The sequence below is a fragment of the Enterobacter hormaechei subsp. hoffmannii genome, from assembly GCF_001729745.1.
Taxonomy (GTDB): domain Bacteria; phylum Pseudomonadota; class Gammaproteobacteria; order Enterobacterales; family Enterobacteriaceae; genus Enterobacter; species Enterobacter intestinihominis.
Genome location: NZ_CP017186.1, coordinates 3,019,792 through 3,040,447 on the forward strand (window position 1 = coordinate 3,019,792; position 20,656 = coordinate 3,040,447).

The window sequence follows — 20,656 nt, forward strand, 5'->3', positions numbered from 1 at the left end:
GCGAGGCTCCGCCATCGGGGAAAAAAGAATGTGGTTAAGGTAGCGGTAAACGCGGCTTGTCGCAACGTTCACTTGTCTGCTTGCGCAAAACAAAAGGGCCGGAAACCGGCCCTTTATGCGTCAGGAGACGTTACTCGTCAGCGTCATCCGCTGCTTCATCATCGGTGTCCGCTTCCGGGACGATTTCATCATCCCCTTCCGCGACGCTGCCGTCGATAGAGTCGAGCTCTTCGTCATCCACCGGCTCAGCAACGCGTTGCAGACCGACGACGTTTTCATCTTCCGCAGTACGGATGAGGATAACGCCCTGGGTGTTACGACCCACCACGCTGATCTCTGACACGCGGGTACGCACCAGCGTACCGGCATCGGTGATCATCATGATCTGGTCCGCGTCGTCCACCTGTACCGCGCCAACAACGGAACCGTTGCGCTCGGTCACTTTGATGGAGATAACGCCCTGCGTGCCGCGAGACTTGGTCGGGTATTCGCTTTCCGCCGTACGTTTACCGTAGCCGTTCTGGGTGACGGTCAGGATTGCGCCTTCGCCACGCGGAACGATCAGGGAAACCACGCTGTCTTCACCCGCCAGCTTGATACCACGCACGCCGGTCGCCGTACGACCCATTGCGCGCACGGCGTTCTCTTTAAAGCGCACCACTTTACCGGCCGCAGAGAACAGCATCACTTCATCAGAACCGGAGGTCAGATCCACGCCGATCAGCTCGTCGCCTTCGTTCAGGTTCACCGCGATGATCCCGGCGGAACGTGGACGGCTGAATTCGGTCAACGCGGTTTTCTTCACGGTACCGCTCGCGGTTGCCATAAAGACGTTCACGCCCTCTTCGTACTCGCGTACCGGCAGAATGGCGGTGATACGTTCGTTCGCTTCCAGCGGCAGCAGGTTAACGATAGGTCGACCCCGCGCGCCACGGCTCGCTTCCGGCAGCTGATAGACTTTCATCCAGTACAGACGGCCCCGGCTGGAGAAGCAGAGGATCGTGTCGTGGGTATTGGCCACCAGCAGACGGTCAATGAAGTCTTCTTCTTTAATACGCGCCGCAGATTTGCCTTTACCGCCACGACGCTGTGCTTCGTAGTCGGTCAACGGCTGATACTTCACGTAACCCTGGTGAGACAGCGTCACGACCACGTCTTCGCGGTTGATCAGATCTTCAATGTTGATATCAGAGCTGTTGGCCGTGATTTCGGTGCGACGCTCGTCGCCGAACTGATCGCGAACCAGCTCCAGCTCTTCACGGATCACTTCCATCAGGCGCTCTGCGCTACCCAGGATATGCAGCAGCTCGGCAATCTGCTCCAGCAGCTCTTTGTACTCGTCGAGCAGTTTTTCATGCTCAAGGCCGGTCAGTTTCTGCAAACGCAGATCCAGAATCGCCTGGGCCTGCTGTTCAGTCAGATAGTACTGACCGTCACGCACGCCGAATTCCGGCTCCAGCCACTCAGGACGCGCGGCATCATCGCCGGCACGTTCCAGCATCGCCGCCACGTTGCCCAGATCCCATGGACGCGCAACCAGCGACGCCTTCGCTTCTGCCGGCGTCGGCGCACGGCGGATCAGCTCGATGATCGGGTCGATGTTCGCCAGCGCAACGGCCAGTGCTTCAAGGATATGGGCACGATCGCGCGCTTTGCGCAGTTCAAAGATGGTACGGCGAGTCACCACTTCACGGCGGTGACGCACAAACGCGCTCAGGATCTCTTTCAGGTTCATGATCTTCGGCTGGCCATGGTGCAGCGCAACCATGTTGATACCGAAGGAGACCTGAAGCTGAGTCTGGGAGTAAAGGTTGTTCAGCACAACTTCACCCACCGCGTCGCGCTTGATTTCAATCACGATGCGCATACCGTCTTTGTCAGACTCGTCGCGCAGCGCGCTGATGCCTTCAACGCGTTTTTCTTTTACCAGCTCGGCGATTTTTTCAATCAGACGCGCCTTGTTCACCTGATACGGGATCTCGTGAACAATAATGGTTTCACGGCCGGTTTTGGCGTCCGCTTCCACTTCGGCGCGGGCACGGATGTAAATCTTGCCGCGACCGGTACGGTACGCTTCTTCAATACCGCGACGGCCGTTGATGATTGCCGCCGTCGGGAAGTCCGGGCCCGGGATGTGTTCCATCAGCCCTTCAATGCTGATGTCTTCATCGTCGATGTAGGCCAGGCAGCCGTTAATCACTTCCGTGATGTTGTGCGGCGGAATGTTGGTTGCCATACCCACTGCGATACCGGACGAACCGTTCACCAGCAGGTTTGGGATCTTCGTTGGCATAACGTCAGGAATTTTTTCCGTGCCGTCGTAGTTATCAACGAAATCAACCGTCTCTTTTTCCAGGTCAGCCATCAGCTCATGGGCAATCTTCGCCAGACGGATTTCCGTATAACGCATTGCCGCGGCGGAGTCGCCGTCGATAGAACCAAAGTTACCCTGACCATCTACCAGCATGTAACGCAGCGAGAAAGGCTGCGCCATACGGACAATGGTGTCGTACACCGCGGAATCACCATGGGGATGGTATTTACCGATTACGTCACCAACGACACGGGCAGATTTTTTGTAGGCTTTATTCCAGTCATTGCCCAATACGTTCATGGCGTATAGTACGCGACGGTGTACCGGCTTAAGGCCATCGCGGACGTCCGGCAGCGCACGGCCAACAATGACCGACATCGCATAGTCCAGATAGGAGCTTTTCAGCTCTTCCTCGATGTTAACCGGTGTAATTTCTCTCGCAAGGTCGCTCATCTAACCGCTATCCCTCTACTGTATCCCGGATTCAAAGGTCGCAAATTATAACACAGCCGCGGTGATACAGGTAAACCTATACGCTTTATTCACAGGGATTGCCTGATATACTCATTTGTCTTGCTAAATAAGGAGTAAAAGCGCCCATGAATGCCGAAAAATCCCCGGTGGCTCACAACGTTGACCACGAAGAGATTGCCAAATTTGAAGCGGTGGCGTCCCGCTGGTGGGATCTCGAAGGTGAGTTCAAACCTCTGCATCGTATTAACCCGCTACGTCTGGGCTATATCGCGGAGCGTTCCGGCGGTCTGTTCGGTAAGAAAGTGCTCGACGTCGGCTGCGGTGGCGGCATCCTGGCGGAAAGCATGGCGCGCGAAGGGGCCACCGTCACCGGTCTGGACATGGGCTTCGAACCTCTACAGGTTGCGCGTCTTCATGCGCTGGAGTCCGGCGTACAGGTAGAATATGTCCAGGAAACCGTGGAAGAGCACGCGGCTAAACATGCGCACCAGTATGACGTGGTGACCTGCATGGAGATGCTGGAGCACGTTCCCGATCCGCAGTCGGTCGTCAGCGCCTGTGCAAAACTGGTGAAACCGGGTGGACAGGTCTTCTTCTCGACCATCAACCGCAACGGCAAAGCCTGGCTGATGGCCGTGGTAGGCGCGGAATATGTGCTGCGCATGGTGCCGAAAGGGACGCACGACGTGAAGAAGTTCATCAAGCCTGCCGAACTGCTGGGCTGGGTTGACCAGACATGGCTTAAGGAGCAGCACATGACGGGTCTGCACTACAATCCTCTGACGGATAAATTCAAACTTGCCCCGGGCGTGGATGTTAACTATATGTTGCACACAACCGCCAAAAACGACTAACGTCATTCGTTATTCTTATAAAGATTGCGCGACATCATGTTGCGCAATTCTGACCTCCCGTTGAAGAAATCAGCACTCGATCAAATTTTGAATTTTTTTTCTGGAATATTGACATCTCTTCCAGGCCTTACGGTACGAGGACTTAGCCTTTTTTACCCTTTCACAACCTCAATTTAACGTCAAAATCAACCCTTGTGCTGAAAAGATTCGATACTAGAATACTCACCATATAGCGTTCTTCTTATCGCAAAACCCCTATATGTAGTATTTATCCACAGAGTTAGTCACAAGGCGGTTCTGTGGATAAGCGGGGGATATTTTTTTATTTCACGGACAGGTAAAAACCCACATGAATCAGAGTCTGCTGGTGACAAAGCGCGACGGTACTACCGAGCGTATCAATCTGGACAAAATCCATCGAGTTCTCGACTGGGCAGCAGAAGGACTGAACAACGTATCTATATCCCAGGTCGAACTGCGTTCTCACATTCAGTTCTACGACGGCATCAAAACGTCTGATATCCACGAAACCATTATCAAAGCAGCGGCAGATCTGATCTCCCGCGACGCACCGGATTATCAGTACCTCGCTGCGCGTCTGGCGATTTTCCACCTGCGTAAGAAAGCCTACGGCCAGTTCGAGCCGCCGAAGCTTTACGATCACGTAGTGAAAATGGTTGAGCTGGGCAAATACGACACGCATCTGCTGGAAGACTATACGGAAGAAGAGTTCGAGCAGATGAACGGGTTTATCGATCACTGGCGCGACATGAACTTCTCCTACGCGGCGGTGAAGCAGCTCGAAGGCAAATACCTGGTTCAGAACCGTGTGACGGGCGAAATCTACGAGAGCGCCCAGTTCCTCTATATTCTGGTGGCCGCCTGCCTGTTCTCTAATTATCCACGTGAAACCCGTCTGGACTACGTGAAGCGTTTCTACGATGCGGTCTCTACGTTCAAGATTTCTCTGCCTACGCCAATCATGTCTGGCGTGCGTACCCCTACCCGTCAGTTCAGCTCCTGCGTACTGATCGAGTGTGGTGACAGCCTGGATTCCATCAACGCGACCTCCAGCGCCATCGTAAAATACGTCTCCCAGCGTGCTGGTATCGGCATCAACGCTGGTCGTATCCGTGCGCTGGGCAGCCCGATCCGCGGCGGTGAAGCGTTCCACACCGGCTGTATCCCGTTCTACAAGCACTTCCAGACGGCGGTAAAATCCTGCTCTCAGGGCGGCGTGCGCGGTGGCGCTGCGACCCTGTTCTACCCAATGTGGCACCTGGAAGTGGAAAGCCTGCTGGTTCTGAAGAACAACCGCGGCGTGGAAGGCAACCGCGTGCGTCACATGGACTACGGCGTGCAGATCAACAAGCTGATGTACACCCGCCTGCTGAAAGGTGAAGATATCACCCTGTTCAGCCCATCCGACGTCCCGGGTCTGTACGACGCGTTCTTCGCCGATCAGGACGAATTCGAGCGTCTGTACACCAAATACGAAAAAGACGACAGCATCCGCAAGCAGCGCGTGAAGGCGGTCGATCTGTTCTCCCTGATGATGCAGGAACGTGCCTCTACCGGCCGTATCTACATCCAGAACGTTGACCACTGCAACACCCACAGCCCGTTCGATCCGGTGGTTGCGCCAGTGCGCCAGTCCAACCTGTGCCTGGAGATCGCCCTGCCGACCAAACCGCTGGACGATGTGAACGATGAAAATGGTGAAATCGCCCTGTGTACGCTCTCTGCGTTCAACCTGGGTGCGATTAAGAGCCTGGACGAGCTGGAAGAGCTGGCCGTGCTGGCGGTTCGTGCGCTCGACGCCCTGCTGGACTACCAGGATTACCCAATCCCGGCGGCAAAACGCGGCGCAATGGGCCGTCGCACTTTAGGTATCGGCGTGATCAACTTCGCCTACTGGCTGGCGAAAAACGGCAAGCGTTACTCCGACGGCAGCGCCAACAATCTGACGCACCAGACGTTCGAAGCCATTCAGTACTACCTGATGAAAGCCTCCAACGAGCTGGCGAAAGAACAAGGCGCGTGCCCGTGGTTCAATGAAACCACCTACGCGAAAGGCATTTTGCCGATCGACACCTACAAAAAAGACCTGGATGCGATCGTCAGCGAGCCGCTGCACCTCGACTGGGAAGGCCTGCGCGAGTCCATTAAAACTCACGGCCTGCGTAACTCCACGCTCTCTGCCCTGATGCCGTCCGAGACCTCTTCGCAGATCTCCAACGCCACCAACGGTATTGAGCCACCGCGCGGCCACGTCAGCATCAAAGCGTCGAAAGACGGCGTGCTGCGTCAGGTGGTACCGGATTACGAAACGCTGGGCAACAACTACGAGCTGCTGTGGGAAATGCCAAACAACGACGGCTACCTCCAACTGGTGGGTATCATGCAGAAGTTTATCGACCAGTCGATCTCTGCCAATACCAACTACGACCCGACGCGCTTCCCGTCAGGCAAGGTTCCGATGCAGCAACTGCTGAAAGACCTGCTCACCGCCTACAAATTTGGCGTGAAAACGCTGTACTATCACAACACCCGTGATGGTGCGGAAGACGCCCAGGACGACCTGGTGCCGTCAATTCAGGACGATGGCTGCGAAAGCGGCGCATGTAAGATCTAATAAATTCCCTCACCCTAACCCTCTCCCACAGGGAGAGGGAACTCTTTCCCCCTCTCCCTGTGGGAGAGGGCCGGGGTGAGGGGAAATAACACCACAGGACTCACCGCAATGGCATATACCACCTTTTCACAGACGAAAAACGACCAGCTCAAAGAGCCGATGTTCTTCGGCCAGCCGGTCAACGTGGCACGCTACGATCAGCAAAAATATGACATCTTCGAAAAGCTGATTGAAAAGCAACTCTCCTTCTTCTGGCGTCCGGAAGAAGTTGACGTTTCCCGCGACCGTATCGATTTCCAGGCGCTGCCGGAACACGAAAAGCACATCTTCCTCAGCAACCTGAAATACCAGACGCTGCTGGACTCCATTCAGGGTCGTAGTCCGAACGTGGCGCTGCTGCCGCTGATCTCGATTCCTGAGCTGGAAACCTGGGTTGAGACCTGGGCGTTCTCCGAGACGATCCACTCCCGCTCTTACACCCACATCATCCGCAACATCGTTAACGATCCGGCGGTGGTGTTTGATGATATCGTCACCAACGAACAGATCCAGAAGCGCGCCGAAGGCATTGCGCACTACTATGACGAACTGATCGAGATGACCAGCTACTGGCATCTGCTGGGCGAAGGTACGCACAACGTGAACGGTAAAACCGTCACCGTAAACCTGCGGACCCTGAAAAAACAGCTCTATCTGTGCCTGATGAGCGTCAACGCCCTGGAAGCGATCCGCTTCTACGTGAGCTTCGCCTGCTCCTTCGCGTTTGCCGAGCGCAAACTGATGGAAGGCAACGCCAAAATTATCCGTCTGATTGCCCGTGACGAAGCCCTGCACCTGACCGGGACTCAGCATATGCTGAACCTGCTGCGCAGCGGTGCAGACGATCCGGAGATGGCGGAAATTGCGGAAGAGTGCAAACAGGAATGCTACGACCTGTTCGTGCTGGCGGCCCAGCAGGAGAAAGAGTGGGCAGACTACCTGTTCCGCGACGGCTCCATGATTGGCCTGAACAAAGACATTCTGTGCCAGTACGTTGAGTACATCACCAACATCCGCATGCAGGCCGTCGGTCTCGACCTGCCGTTCCAGACGCGCTCTAACCCAATCCCGTGGATCAACACCTGGCTGGTGTCCGATAACGTGCAGGTCGCGCCGCAGGAAGTGGAAGTGAGTTCTTACCTGGTCGGTCAGATTGATTCTGAAGTCAACACCGACGACCTGAGCGATTTCCAGCTCTGATGAGCCGCGTAACGCTGAGCCTTTCGGGTACAGAGGTGTTGTGCCAGGAAGAGCACCCTTCTCTGCTGGTGGCGCTTGAAGCACATCAGGTAGAAGTCGAGTACCAGTGTCGTGAAGGCTACTGCGGCTCCTGCCGCTGCCGTCTGGTCGCAGGCCAGGTAGACTGGCTGACCGAACCGCTAGCCTTTATCAGTGAAGGGGAAATTTTGCCCTGCTGCTGCCGGGCAAAAGGCGATATAGAGATCGAGATGTGATGTTGTCCTTATCCCCTCTCCCGGTGGGCTGAGGGTTCCCCACAAATTAATGCGAGCACTGAGCAATCCCCTCGCCCCTCCGGGGAGAGGGTTAGGGTGAGGGGAACATACGGCGGTGGTGGTCATTCCGTTCACTTTATGTTCCTTGCTACTCTGTAACGACATGACCGGTGAACGTGCCAGGGTGGCTCAGTCGCCACCACCCTGGCAACCCGGGCTCCCGGCGGTAAATCGCCGCTTCGCGGTGCCCTCGGCTTATTCCTTCCGGCTTATCGGGTACGGGCGGAGGCAACGTCCCTGTAAAGCCGCCCTCTCGGCGCATCCCTGCGCCTCGCCCCGGCCGGAAGGCAAACGCCTCAGCGATTTACAGCCGGACCAGGGCATCGCTGACAGCCCTCAGTCATTTAGAAAGCAACTTTATTGCTTCTGCATAAAAAAATTACTGGGGATCCCTCTCCCGGTGGGAGAGGGTTAGGGTGAGGGCATCAGGCCGCAGAGCCTGATTGTCGGGTGGCGGCTTCGCCTTACCCGACCTACAAAACCTACTTCCGGTGAATGAATTCGACCGCTTTATCCGGGAAATCCGTAAACAATCCGTCCACATCCGCCTGGTTATACAGCACGTCGTAAAGCTGATCCACGTCCGTCGCATACTCCGGCAACTGGTCTGCACGCACGGTATACGGATGCACCTGCATCTTGCTCGCATGCGCCTCTTTCACCATCGCCGTCAGCTTCACGTGGCCCGGCGTTGAGCCTTCCGCCACCAGCATGTGGTAATCCGGCCCGATGCCGTCGGCGTACTGCGCAATCTGCTTCATCGCGCCCGGCTTAAACATCCAGTCGTAGCTGTAGTTCACCCACTTCCCGTCCGGCTGTTTTTCCTGAGTTTCATTCCAGTCGGTATAGGCAATCAGCTGCACCAGATTGAGATCCATCCCCATCTTCGGCTCCAGCTCAGTTTTGATGCGCTTCAGTTCCGCGGCATCGAAACATTGCAGGAAAACCTTATCCTTCTTGCTGGTGTAGCCGTACTTTTTCAGTACCTCCAGCGTCTTCGCGGCAATGTCTTTTCCTTCCTGATGGTGGAACCACGGCGCTTTGATTTCCGGGTAGATACCGATATTTTTGCCCGTCGAGTGGTTCAGCCCCTGAACAAACTCGATCTCCTCTTCGAAGGTGTGAATACGGAAGTCAGACTTGCCCATCGGGAAACGCCCCGGATAGACCTGCACCTTCTTACCGTTCTCAATCTCGAAGCCCTCGGTAAACTTCAGCGAGCGGATCTCCGCCAGCGTGAAGTCGATGGCGTAGTAGCGGCCATCTTTACGGGCACGATCCGGGAAACGCTCCGCCACGTCCGTCACGCGGTCAAGATAATGGTCATGCAGAACGACCAGCTGGTCGTCCTTCGTCATCACCAGATCCTGCTCCAGATAATCTGCGCCCTGGGCATAGGCCATCGCTTTTGCCGGCAGCGTATGCTCTGGCAGATAACCGCTGGCGCCACGGTGGGCGATCACGATTTTATCCGCCGCCAGGGCGGAGCCTGTCATCAGGCCCGCCAGCAGCAGGCCTGTCGCTAACTGAGTTAATTTCATCGCAATGCTCCTTACTGACGACGCGCCAGCACCTCGGCATGGTGACGTTTTTCACCGATCATCACGACGATCAACAGCAGAACCGCCAGCACGCTGCCGCCAATCATCACCATAAAGCCACCGTCCCAGCCGAAGAAATCGACGGTGTAACCGACGATGGCACTTGCCGCCACTGAACCGCCGAGGTAGCCAAACAGACCGGTAAAGCCTGCCGCCGTGCCTGCCGCTTTCTTCGGCGCCAGCTCCAGCGCGTGCAGGCCGATCAGCATAACCGGACCATAAATCAGGAAGCCGATTACGATCATACAGGCCATATCCACACCCGGATTACCCGGCGGGTTAAGCCAGTAAACGACCGTCGCGATGGTCACCAGCGTCATAAAGAACACGCCCGTCGCCCCACGGTTGCCCTTAAACACTTTGTCCGACATCCAGCCGCAGATCAGCGTGCCGGGAATGCCCGCGTATTCATACAGGAAATAGGCCCAGGAGGATTTATCCAGCGCGAAGTGCTTCACCTCTTTCAGGTAAGTCGGGGACCAGTCGAGGATGCCGTAGCGCAGCAGGTAGACAAACACGTTCGCCACCGCGATGTACCACAGCAGCTTATTTGGCAGCACATACTTCATGAAGATCTGTTTCGCGGTCAGCTCTTCTTCGTGCTTCTCGCTGTAATCATCCGGGTAGTCGTTTTTGTACTCTTCAATCGGCGGCAGGCCGCAGGACTGCGGCGTGTCGCGCATCAGGGCGAAGGCGATAATCGCCACCAGAATGGCGCCAAAGGCAGGCATATAGAGCGCCGCGTGCCAGTCGTTGAACCAGGCCATCCCCAGCAGGAACAGCAGCGGCGGAAGCCCGCCCCCGACGTTATGCGCGCAGTTCCAGACCGATACAATCCCACCGCGCTCTTTCTGTGACCACCAGTGCACCATGGTACGTCCGCATGGCGGCCACCCCATCCCCTGGAACCAGCCGCAGAGGAACAGCAGTACGAACATGACGGCAATGCTGGAGGTCGCCCATGGCACAAAGCCCATGAACAGCATCACCGCTGCCGCGAGGATCAGACCGGCGGGCAGGAACACGCGCGGATTCGAGCGATCCGACACCGACCCCATAATGAACTTCGAAAAACCGTACGCGATGGAGATCCCCGACAGCGCAAAGCCCAGATCGCCGCGGGAGAAGCCTTGTTCCACCAGGTACGGCATGGCGAGCGCAAAGTTTTTACGTACCAGATAGTACGCCGCATATCCGAAGAAGATCCCGAGGAAGATTTGCCAACGCAGACGGCGGTAGAGAGGATCAATCTCTGCCTCTGGCAGTCGCGCCCGGTGTGGCGCAGGTTTAAAGATACTGAGCATAACAGCCTCCGTGGCCTTTCAAAAATGACCGGGCATCTCGCGCCCGGCTACAGAGGCGGCGATGTTAAGAAATCACGGTGAATGTTACTGTGAATCAACGCACAGATTGTTACAGAAATATGACAGAATGCGCAAAAAAGCGCATGAAATCACGTTTCACTTTCGAATTTCGCGCGTTTATGTTCGAAATCAAACAAACCACACGATCAATGTGGCTAAATGCTAAAAAACGAACATAGAGGAAAGGCAATGACAATTCACGATCCACGCTTCAGCGATGTGATTATCATTGGCGGTGGCGCGACGGGTGCCGGCATCGCACGCGACTGCGCCCTGCGGGGATTGAGCGTCACGCTTCTGGAGCGCCACGACATCGCCACCGGCGCAACGGGGCGTAACCACGGTCTGTTGCACAGCGGTGCCCGCTATGCGGTCACTGACGCTGAGTCCGCGCGCGAGTGTATTGCTGAAAACCAGATCCTCAGGCGCATCGCCCGCCACTGCGTTGAACCGACCAACGGCCTTTTTATCACCCTTCCCGAAGATGATCTCGGCTTTCAGCAAACCTTTATCACCGCCTGCACGGCGGCAGGCATTCAGGCCGAGGCGCTCGATCCTGCGCAGGCGCGCCGTCTGGAACCCTCGGTAAACCCGGCGTTACTGGGCGCGGTAAAAGTGCCTGACGGAACCGTTGATCCTTTCCGCCTGACCGCCGCCAATATGCTCGACGCGCGGGAACACGGCGCACAGATCCTGACCGGGCATCACGTCACCGGGCTTATTCGTGAAGGTAATACCGTGCGCGGGGTGCGCGTGTTTGATGCGCAGTACAACGAACACCGCGAGCTGTATGCCGCCGTCGTGGTCAACGCGGCGGGGATCTGGGGCCAGCGCATCGCGGAATACGCCGATTTATCCGTCCGCATGTTCCCGGCCAAAGGCTCGCTGCTGATCCTCGACCATCGCATCAATAACCATGTCATCAACCGCTGCCGTAAACCGTCTGACGCCGACATCCTCGTGCCGGGGGACACCATTTCGTTGATCGGCACGACCTCAATGCATGTGGACTACAGCGAAATCGATTACAACCGCGTTACCGCCGAAGAGGTGGATATTCTGCTGCGCGAAGGGGAAAAGCTGGCCCCGGTGATGGCGCAGACGCGTATTCTGCGTGCCTACGCGGGCGTGCGTCCCCTCGTCGCCAGCGACAACGATCCGAGCGGGCGTAACGTCAGCCGCGGCATCGTGCTGCTCGATCACGCCGAACGTGACGGCATGGACGGGTTTATCACCATTACCGGCGGCAAGCTGATGACCTACCGGCTGATGGCGGAGTGGGCCACCGATGCCGTCTGCTGTAAGCTCGGCAACACCGCGCCGTGCGTGACGGCGGAGCGGGCCCTGCCCGGCTCGCAGCAATCGACAGAAAAAACGCTGCACAAAATCATTTCACTTCCTGCCCCGCTTCGCGGTTCGGCGATTTACCGCCACGGCGACCGCACCCCGACCTGGCTTGGTGAAGGGCGACTCAGCCGCAGCCTGGTGTGCGAATGCGAAGCCGTGACCGCAGGCGAGGTGCAATATGCCGTGGAAAACCTGACGGTGAACAACCTGCTTGATTTACGCCGCCGCACGCGAGTCGGGATGGGCACCTGTCAGGGGGAGCTGTGCGCCTGCCGTGCCGCCGGGCTGCTGCAACGTTTTCATGCCACCTCCTCAACCCAGTCGCTCGCCCAGCTCAGCGATTTTTTAAATGAGCGCTGGAAAGGCATTCAGCCCGTCGCCTGGGGCGATGCCCTGCGCGAAAGTGAGTTTACCCGCTGGGTCTATCAGGGACTTTGCGGTCTGGAGAAGGAGCACAACCATGAAATTTGATACCGTGATTGTGGGTGGAGGGCTGGCGGGCCTGCTGTGCGGTCTCAAACTGACGCAGCGGGGTCTGCGCTGCGCCATTGTCACTCGCGGTCAAAGTGCCCTGCACTTCTCTTCCGGCTCGCTGGATTTACTGGGCGCGCTATCGTTCGCCGATCTGCCGCCTGAACATCCCTACCGCCTGACGGGCGCAGAGAATATGGCCCGCTTTGCCTGCGAAACCGAACACCTGCTGACCGCCTGCGGCGCACGCATGCAGGGTGACGCCGAGCAAAATCATCAGCGCGTCACGCCGCTCGGCACTCTGCGCGCCGCCTGGCTTAGCCCGGAAGAGGTGCCTGTCGCCCCCATCGCTGCCGGGCGCGTGCGGGTGGTGGGGATCAGCGGTTTCCTTGATTTCCAGCCGCATCTTGCCGCCGCGTCTCTCAGACAGCAAGGGATTCAGGTGGATACGGCGGAGATTGATCTCCCCGAGCTCGACGTGCTGCGCGAAAACCCCAGCGAGTTTCGTGCGGTGAACATTGCCCGCCTGCTGGATAATGAACGCTACTGGCCGCAGCTGTACGCGGCGCTTCAGCCGCTCGGCGAGAGCTGCGACGCCCTGTTTATGCCCGCCTGTTTTGGCTTAACGGACAACCGGCTCTGGCGCTGGCTCTCGGCGCGCCTGCCCTGTACGCTCGGTTTACTGCCGACGCTCCCCCCTTCCGTGCCCGGCATTCGTCTGCATACCCAGCTTCAACGTCAGTTTGTCGCCCAGGGTGGCGTCTGGATGGCAGGCGACGAGGTGAAAAAAATCACCCTGGCAGAGGGCGCGGTAAGCGAAATCTGGACCCGCAACCACGGCGACATCCCGCTTCGTGCACGCTATACGGTGCTGGCAAGCGGCAGTTTCTTCAGTAACGGTCTGCTGAGCAGCCGGGATGGCGTGCGTGAGGCAATTCTCGGGCTGGACGTCCGGCAAAGCGCTTCCCGCGCGGACTGGTATCAAAGCGATTTCTTCACCCCGCAGCCCTGGCAGCAGTTCGGCGTGATCGTCGACACCCAGCTGCGCCCGCAGCTGGGCGGGGAACCGGTTGAAAATCTTTACGCCATCGGCTCGGTTCTGGGCGGGTACGATCCCGTGGCACAGGGCTGCGGTGGCGGCGTCTGCGCCGTCACCGCGCTGCATGTCGCGGAGCAGATTATCCAGCGCAGGGAGGGAGCACAATGAACGACACCCGATTTGAAAGCTGTATCAAATGCACGGTCTGCACCACGGTTTGCCCGGTCAGCGGCGTCGATCCGCGCTATCCCGGCCCGAAACAGGCCGGCCCCGACGGGGAGCGTCTGCGCCTGAAGGACGGCGCGCTCTACGACGAGGCGCTGAAATACTGCATAAACTGCAAACGCTGCGAAGTTGCCTGCCCGTCGGACGTGAAAATAGGCGATATCATCCAGCGCGCCCGCGCCCGCTACAGTACGCAAAAACCGACGCTGCGCGACGCGATACTAAGCCACACCGATCTAATGGGCAGCCTCTCGACGCCTTTCGCGCCGGTCGTCAATGCCGCCACCGCCCTGAAGCCGGTGCGCAGACTGCTGGATGCTACGCTCAAAATCGACCATCACCGCAGTCTGCCGAAATATTCTCACGGCACCTTCCGCCGCTGGTATAAATCCGTGGCGGCAGAACAGGCGCAGTTCGCTGAGCAGGTTGCCTTCTTCCACGGCTGCTACGTGAACTACAACCATCCGCAGCTGGGAAAAGACCTGCTGAAAGTGCTGAACGCCATGGGGACGGGCGTTCAGCTGCTGAGCAAAGAGAAGTGCTGCGGCGTTCCGCTGATTGCCAACGGTTTTACCGACAAAGCGCGCAGGCAGGCGAAAAGCAACGTCACCTCTTTACGTGAGGCGATCGTCGACAAAGGGAGACCGGTACTGGCGACGTCGTCAACCTGTACCTTCACGCTGCGCGATGAATATCCGCATCTGCTGGATGTGGATAACACCGGCCTGCGCGAGCACATTGAGCTGGCGACCCGTTTTCTCTGGCGCAAGCTGGACAGCGGGCAGACGTTACCGCTGGGCAAATTGCCGTTGAAGGTGGTGTATCACACGCCATGTCATATGGAGAAGATGGGCTGGTCGATCTATACGCTGGAGCTGCTGCGGTTGATCCCGGGGCTGGAGCTGACGGTGCTGGACTCACGCTGCTGCGGCATCGCTGGCACCTACGGATTCAAGCGTGAAAACTACCCAACGTCACAGGCCATTGGCGCGCCGCTGTTCCGGCAGATTGAAGAGAGCGGCGCAGATATCGTGGTGACGGACTGTGAAACCTGCAAGTGGCAGATCGAGATGTCCACCAGCAAACGCTGTGAACATCCCATTACCTTGCTGGCAAACGCACTGGCGTAACCGTTGCCGGGGACACTCCCCCGGCACATTCTCACTCTACAAACAGCGATTCCACGACGTTGATCCAGCCGTGCTCGCTGGCGACCTCTTTCCCGTTCAGCCAGCGGCGCAGCATGTTCAGGGCCATCATCGCGCACACCTCCTGACGCACGGCCAGACTGTGGCGGGTAATACTCATCTTCACCCGCAGGGCGTGCGTTCCTTCCGGGGTTGCCAGGGCGAAGTTGAGATGCTCTTCATCCAGCCCGCCCACAAACAGCGCCAGTCCGGCGAAATGCTTCACTCTGCGCTCGGATGCCCAGCGCGCCGTCTGCGCCAGCGTCTCCTGCTGGAACGGCACCACTTCGCTGGCCAGCAGCGGCGCACCCGCGCGGGTAAGCTGAAGCGCCAGAAGCCCACCGGTAAACTGCTCGCTTAGCGTCACGCTGAGCTGACGAGACTGCAAATGCGCTGCGATCTGCGCCGGCAGCCCTTCCGTTCCTTCGAAAATCAGGCTTTCCCCGGCGACGCGCTGCACTTCCGGCCACAGCGCCAGCATGGCGGTTTTCTCTGACGCCGGTCCGGTCAGCTTCAGTTCAATAATCGGCATGGAGGAGCGATAGCCCATCGACACGCCGGGAGGCAGTTGCAGGTGATCGAGGCTCTGAGCCAGATCGCTTTCCGAGCGGCCAAAGGTGGTCAGACGCAGGCACAGCGGCGGTTCAGGCAGTGTGAAGCGCGCGCGCAGGCGCGGCAGGATCTGCTGCTCGACCATCACTTTAAATTCCGACGGCACGCCCGGAGTGAAGAACATCAGGCAGCGGTTCAACTGAACGGCAAACCCGCAGGCGGTGCCGACCGGGTTATCAATCAGTTCCGCGCTGGCGGGAATTTCAGCCTGCTTGCGGTTGCTGGGGGCCATCACGCGGCCACGCTCGGAGAAAAATCGCTCCATCTGTGCCAGCCACGCCTCGTGCAGGACCAGGCCTTCACCTCTGGCCGTGGCGGCGGCCAGCGCGCTGAGATCGTCGCTGGTGGGCCCAAGCCCGCCGTTCACAATCAGCACGTCGCAGCGTTCGCTGCGCTCGCGCAGAACGTTGACCAGCGACTCAAGATTGTCACCCACGGTGTTGCGGCGCGTTAACGGTAATCCTTGCTCAAAGAAGAGATCGGCGAGCCAGGCGGCATTGGTATCAATGATTTGCCCATGCAGCACTTCGTCGCCAGTGGATAACATTTCCACGTTTATCATTGTGTTCTCCCATTTCAATGGTCAAAACACTATAGCGCAATCGAAGACCGGGGGAAGAGAGAAACTGGCGCGACTGAACGCCGCGCCGAAAGGATTAGAAACCTGCGCTCACACCGATGTAGGGACCATCTGCCAGCGCGTTGTCGCGGTGGCCGTCTTTACCCGCCAGGTTCAGATAACGATAACCCGCTTCGATGGTGACAGGACGGATGATGGTCCAGCGTCCACCCACGTTGGCTTCCTCATAGCTATCGATACCGCTGGAGAGGGAATCCGGAGAGTAGTAGTACTCACCGAACAGGCCAAAGCTGTCGCCGATTTTCCACTGCAAACCGCCGCCCACTGCCGCCGCGTAACCTTCGTCGCCGTCGTTCGGGTTGGTGTAAATCCCTTTACCGCCGACTGTCGCCAGGAAAGGACCCAAAGGTACGTTGAAGCCCAGCCCCAGGCTTGCCGCATCCCCATCGTCGTCGTTATGCGTCCAGCCGCCGGTCATCGCCAGGCCTGCGCTATCCGTGCCAAGACCAAAGCCCAGGTGGGTATAATCTTCGCCCGCCGAGCCGTTGAAGGAAATAGCGTTGGCTGCTGCCGATACAAACATCAGGCCTAAGCCCATTAATGCCACTTTTTTCATTGTCGTGATCCCGCACAATATATTCAGAGATGTCCAAAAACCGCGAGATTTTAACCTGACTGTCTGTGGGATCAATGCGCTCAGTGGACATCGGGCAATTAGTTTGTAACGATTTGATAATATCGGTATTTATATCATCAATAAAAAACGCATTTTTACGCACAAGCCGCCCAGATTTTCACTGGGCATCAGCTGAAGATGGCTGCGGTGCAGGCGGGCAATATCGTTGGCCAGCGCCAGGCCAATGCCGGACCCGGCGGCATCGCCCACGTTATCCAGCCGATGAAACGGCAGCATGGCCTGGGAGATCTGGTCTTCGGCAATACCCGGTCCGCTGTCCTCCACGCTCAGCTCAACGGCATCGTTATCCATGCGCAGGTACACCGTCACGATGCCCTGCTCCGGCGTGTATTTGATCGCATTCTCCAGCAGGTTAGCGCAGAGTTCGCCCAGCAAAACGTCATCCCCCTCAATCATTACCGGCTGCTGTACGCCGTCATAACCGAGATCGATACCCTTGCTGCGCGCCTGTGCCAGCCGCGAAAAGCAGCAGTTTTGCACCACCTGCACCAGATCGACAGGGGCAAACTGTCGCTCCCCCTGCTCTTTCCGCTTCACCGCCGAAAGCTGTAACAGCCTTTCCGTCAGCACGATGGTGTTATCCAGCGTAACGTTCATTGCCCGTAAGCTCTCCTGCCACAGCGCCGGATCGTTACGCGTCAGAGCAACGGATACCTGCGTTTTTAGCACCGCCAGCGGCGTTTTGAGCTGGTGTGAGGCATCGGCATTGAAGCGCTCCTGCCGCGAAAGTACGCCGCGCAACCGGTCGATGTAACGGTTAAACGCCACAATCAGCAGCCGCGTTTCCGACCAGGGCAGCAGCTCCGGCAGCGGGGCCAGCAGCCCGGGCTCACGGCGCACCATCAGCGAAGAGAGTTGCCGCATTGGGCGCAGCACGCGGCGCAGCAGCCAGGCGGTCAGGACCAGCGTCAGCAGTACCAGCAGCCCCTGCGACACGAGTGAGGAAAACAGCAGCTGAGTGGCCAGATAGCGCCGCGACTGCAACGTTTCTGCGACGTAAATTTCCGCCATCCCGAACACGTTATCTTCGTTAACCGGCTGGAGCAGCTTCGCCACGCGGATCGCCTGCCCGCGATACTCGGTATGATAAAACCACGCCAGCGCCGGATAGTGAGTGGTGCGCGACGTGGAGGGAGGCATATTTGGCAGATCGTCATAGCCGGAGATCGTCCGCCCGTCAGGGTCAACCACCTTGTAGTAGAGGCGATCGTTCATGTTCAGCTCAAAGCTGTCGAGCACGACCCAGGGCACGTTCACCAGCAGCTTGCCCTTGTGCACCACCAGCCGCTCAGACACGGTGCGAGCCGAGGATAACAGCGTACGGTCATAGGCCTGCGTCGCCGCCTGTAGCGCGCTAACGTAGCTGTTAAAGGCTGACAGCCCCCATAACAGCAGCAGCGGCAAACCCAGAAAGAGCAAAAGTTGCAGGTAAAGCGACTGCGGCTTAACCCACTTCATCGCCGCACTCCAGCACGTAGCCCAGTCCCCGGAGGGTGGTGATCCGCACGCCGCTGCCGGTCAGCTTCTTACGCAGGCGGTGAATATAGAGATCGATACTCTCGGGGCTGACGTCGTCGTTCAGGCTGAACACCTGGTCGAAGAGCTGTTGCCGGGAGACGGGACGGGTCCGGCGGTGCATCAGCACCTTCAGTAAAGAGAGCTCGCGCGGCGTGAGGGAAAGAGGTTCATCGCGCAGCAGAAAAAAGCCTTCATCATCGTACTCCAGCTCTCCCAGCCGCTGGCGCTCCTGGGTTCGTCCTTCACTGCGGCGCAGCAGCGCACGCAGGCGGGCATCAAGCTCCTCCAGCTCGAACGGCTTCGGCAGATAGTCATCCGCCCCGGCATTCAGCCCTTTCACCCTGTCTGCCACGTTGCTGCGGGCGGTGAGAAATAGCACCGGCAGCGTCTGCCCGCGCTTTCTCAGACGATGCACCACTTCCAGCCCGTCGAAGCCGGGCATGCCGATATCAAGGATCGCGACGGCATAGTTTTCCCCCTGCAAAAGGTGATCGGCCGCCCGTCCATCGTTGACGCAATCCACGGCAAATCCGTTTTGTACCAGCGCTTTCTCCAGCCAGTGAGCCAGCTCACGATTATCTTCCGCCAGTAAGAGACGCATATCACATCCTGTAAAGTTGGTGTCGCAGTGAAAGGGAAATGAAAGGTTATTGTTTTAACAATCACGCAACGGAACCGCTACAAGGTGGTTCACATAATCAGAAAAAAGACACCCGTACCCGTACTCCCGGTTCTCCGGCGTGAGGATAAACGATGAAAAAACAATTACTTTCTACCCTTGCTGCAAGCGTATTGCTGTTGAGTGCCTCTGTAGTCCAGGCGCAGGACACCCCGTCCCGCACCGAGTGTATCGCCCCGGCCAAACCCGGCGGCGGCTTCGACCTGACCTGTAAGCTGATTCAGGTCAGCCTGCTGGAGACGAAGGCCATCGAGAAACCAATGCGCGTCACCTACATGCCCGGCGGCGTGGGCGCGGTAGCCTATAACGCCATCGTCGCCCAGCGCCCTGCTGAACCCGGCACCGTGGTGGCCTTCTCCGGCGGCTCGCTGCTGAACCTGTCGCAGGGGAAATTTGGTCGTTATGACGTAAATGACGTGCGCTGGCTCGCCACCGTGGGCACCGATTACGGCATGATCGCCGTTCGCGCCGACTCCCCGTGGAAATCCCTGAAAGATCTGCTGACCGCCATGGAAAAAGATCCGAACAGCGTGGTGATTGGCGCAGGCGCCTCTATCGGCAGCCAGGACTGGATGAAAGCCGCGCTGCTGGCGCAGCAGGCCAAAGTGGATCCGCACAAAATGCGTTACGTGGCCTTTGAAGGCGGCGGTGAGCCGGTGACGGCGCTGATGGGCAATCACGTGCAGGCAGTATCGGGCGATCTCAGCGAAATGGTGCCCTACCTGAGCGGGGATAAGATCCGCGTGCTGGCGGTCTTCTCGGAAAACCGTCTGCCGGGCCAGCTGGCAGACGTCCCAACCGCCAAAGAGCAGGGTTATAACCTGGTCTGGCCGATCATCCGTGGCTTCTTCGTCGGGCCAAAAGTGACCGACGCCGAGTACCAGTGGTGGGTGGATACCTTCGCAAAACTTCAGCAAACCGAGGAGTTCAAAAAACAGCGCGATCTGCGCGGGCTGTTTGAGTTCAACCTGAACGGCAAGCAGCTGGACGAGTATGTGAAAAAACAGGTGAATGACTACCGCGAACAGGCGAAAGCCTTTGGTCTGGCGAAATAACCGGAGGCGCTATGAGCGATCGCATTTTTGCCGGGATATGGCTGCTGCTCTGCATTGGCGGCCTGTTCGTCGCCTGGCAGATCCACAGCGAATACAGCTATGAACCCGTGGGGCCACGCCCCTTTCCCGTAGGCATTGTTGGCCTGATGCTGCTCTGTTCGGTGGCCCTGCTGCTGCGCCATCCGGACACCGTGGAGTGGCCGCCACGCCGCACGCTGCAACGTCTGCTGGTAATGGTGATTGTTCTGTTGATGTACGCGTGGGGCTTTGAGTGGCTCGGCTTCCCGATCGCCACCGCCCTGCTGACGATGGTGATTGGCATACTGTTTAACGCCTCGCTGCCTGCGGCGGGGATCTCCGGGGTCGTACTGGGCATTTTACTCTGGTACGCCTTCGACCGCCTGCTGGACGTGACCCTGCCGCTCGGCGCATGGTTTAACTAACGGAGCAC

Annotated in this window: 16 protein-coding genes; 9 read left to right on the top strand and 7 right to left on the bottom strand. The window is 58.1% G+C overall.

Annotated elements, in window-relative coordinates; translation table 11 throughout:
* Positions 1-130: 130 nt before the first annotated feature.
* Positions 131-2,767, bottom strand: coding sequence for a DNA topoisomerase (ATP-hydrolyzing) subunit A (gyrA, locus tag BFV65_RS14115; RefSeq protein WP_023300608.1), 2,637 nt, complete (start codon positions 2,765-2,767; stop codon positions 131-133).
* Positions 2,768-2,913: 146 nt separating this feature from the next.
* Here gyrA and ubiG point away from each other — a divergent pair, with 146 nt between their 5' ends.
* From ubiG to yfaE, 4 genes are all read left to right on the top strand, one after another.
* Positions 2,914-3,642, top strand: coding sequence for a bifunctional 2-polyprenyl-6-hydroxyphenol methylase/3-demethylubiquinol 3-O-methyltransferase UbiG (ubiG, locus tag BFV65_RS14120; protein ID WP_006811346.1), 729 nt, complete (start codon positions 2,914-2,916; stop codon positions 3,640-3,642).
* Between the two features lie 349 nt (positions 3,643-3,991).
* Entirely contained in the window at positions 3,992-6,277 is a 2,286-nt protein-coding gene (gene nrdA, locus BFV65_RS14125; RefSeq protein WP_022648801.1) for a class 1a ribonucleoside-diphosphate reductase subunit alpha, read from the top strand.
* 108 nt (positions 6,278-6,385) lie between these two features.
* Complete coding sequence (gene nrdB / locus BFV65_RS14130) at positions 6,386-7,516, top strand: class Ia ribonucleoside-diphosphate reductase subunit beta (protein WP_022648802.1); 1,131 nt, start codon at positions 6,386-6,388, stop codon at positions 7,514-7,516.
* Entirely contained in the window at positions 7,516-7,770 is a 255-nt protein-coding gene (gene yfaE, locus BFV65_RS14135; protein WP_003859419.1) for a class I ribonucleotide reductase maintenance protein YfaE, read from the top strand. The genes nrdB and yfaE overlap by 1 nt, the downstream gene beginning before the upstream one ends.
* Before the next feature lie 542 nt (positions 7,771-8,312).
* Here the strand turns inward: yfaE and glpQ are convergent.
* Positions 8,313-9,371: a glycerophosphodiester phosphodiesterase gene (gene glpQ, locus BFV65_RS14140; protein ID WP_069596780.1), complete on the bottom strand. Its 1,059-nt coding sequence runs from the start codon at positions 9,369-9,371 to the stop codon at positions 8,313-8,315.
* An 11-nt stretch (positions 9,372-9,382) separates the two neighbouring features.
* Positions 9,383-10,735, bottom strand: a complete 1,353-nt coding sequence (glpT, locus tag BFV65_RS14145; protein WP_022648804.1) for a glycerol-3-phosphate transporter — start codon at positions 10,733-10,735, stop codon at positions 9,383-9,385.
* Positions 10,736-10,984: 249 nt separating this feature from the next.
* Here glpT and glpA point away from each other — a divergent pair, with 249 nt between their 5' ends.
* Genes glpA through glpC form a run of 3 tightly spaced genes read left to right on the top strand, consistent with a single transcriptional unit; the run spans position 10,985 to position 15,007 of the window.
* Positions 10,985-12,613, top strand: coding sequence for an anaerobic glycerol-3-phosphate dehydrogenase subunit A (gene glpA / locus BFV65_RS14150; protein ID WP_069596781.1), 1,629 nt, complete (start codon positions 10,985-10,987; stop codon positions 12,611-12,613).
* A complete protein-coding gene (gene glpB / locus BFV65_RS14155) occupies positions 12,603-13,820 on the top strand; it encodes a glycerol-3-phosphate dehydrogenase subunit GlpB (RefSeq protein WP_058646994.1) in 1,218 nt (405 codons plus the stop codon). The genes glpA and glpB overlap by 11 nt, the downstream gene beginning before the upstream one ends.
* Positions 13,817-15,007 (top strand): anaerobic glycerol-3-phosphate dehydrogenase subunit GlpC, encoded by a 1,191-nt coding sequence (glpC, locus tag BFV65_RS14160; RefSeq protein ID WP_069596782.1) that lies wholly within the window; start codon positions 13,817-13,819, stop codon positions 15,005-15,007. The genes glpB and glpC overlap by 4 nt, the downstream gene beginning before the upstream one ends.
* Positions 15,008-15,038: 31 nt before the next feature.
* Here the strand turns inward: glpC and BFV65_RS14165 are convergent, their stop codons facing one another.
* The 4 genes from BFV65_RS14165 to tctD all read right to left on the bottom strand — a co-directional run bounded on the left by BFV65_RS14165 (position 15,039) and on the right by tctD (position 19,072).
* Positions 15,039-16,238 carry a nicotinamide mononucleotide deamidase-related protein YfaY gene (locus tag BFV65_RS14165; RefSeq protein WP_069596783.1) on the bottom strand — a complete coding sequence of 400 codons (1,200 nt, stop codon included), beginning with the start codon at positions 16,236-16,238 and terminating at the stop codon, positions 15,039-15,041.
* 94 nt (positions 16,239-16,332) lie between these two features.
* Entirely contained in the window at positions 16,333-16,872 is a 540-nt protein-coding gene (locus tag BFV65_RS14170) for a YfaZ family outer membrane protein (protein ID WP_022648809.1), read from the bottom strand.
* 129 nt (positions 16,873-17,001) lie between these two features.
* Positions 17,002-18,411 (bottom strand): sensor histidine kinase, encoded by a 1,410-nt coding sequence (locus BFV65_RS14175; RefSeq protein ID WP_023306632.1) that lies wholly within the window; start codon positions 18,409-18,411, stop codon positions 17,002-17,004.
* Positions 18,398-19,072, bottom strand: a complete 675-nt coding sequence (tctD, locus tag BFV65_RS14180) for a transcriptional regulator TctD (protein ID WP_017693014.1) — start codon at positions 19,070-19,072, stop codon at positions 18,398-18,400. Before tctD ends, BFV65_RS14175 begins: the two co-directional genes overlap by 14 nt.
* A gap of 152 nt (positions 19,073-19,224) precedes the next feature.
* On the opposite strand from tctD, the gene BFV65_RS14185 reads away from it, so the two are divergent.
* Together BFV65_RS14185 and BFV65_RS14190 are read left to right on the top strand one after the other, a co-directional pair.
* Positions 19,225-20,205, top strand: coding sequence for a Bug family tripartite tricarboxylate transporter substrate binding protein (locus BFV65_RS14185; protein WP_038416442.1), 981 nt, complete (start codon positions 19,225-19,227; stop codon positions 20,203-20,205).
* Positions 20,206-20,216: 11 nt separating this feature from the next.
* Positions 20,217-20,648: a tripartite tricarboxylate transporter TctB family protein gene (locus BFV65_RS14190; RefSeq protein ID WP_022648813.1), complete on the top strand. Its 432-nt coding sequence runs from the start codon at positions 20,217-20,219 to the stop codon at positions 20,646-20,648.
* Positions 20,649-20,656: the final 8 nt, after the last annotated feature.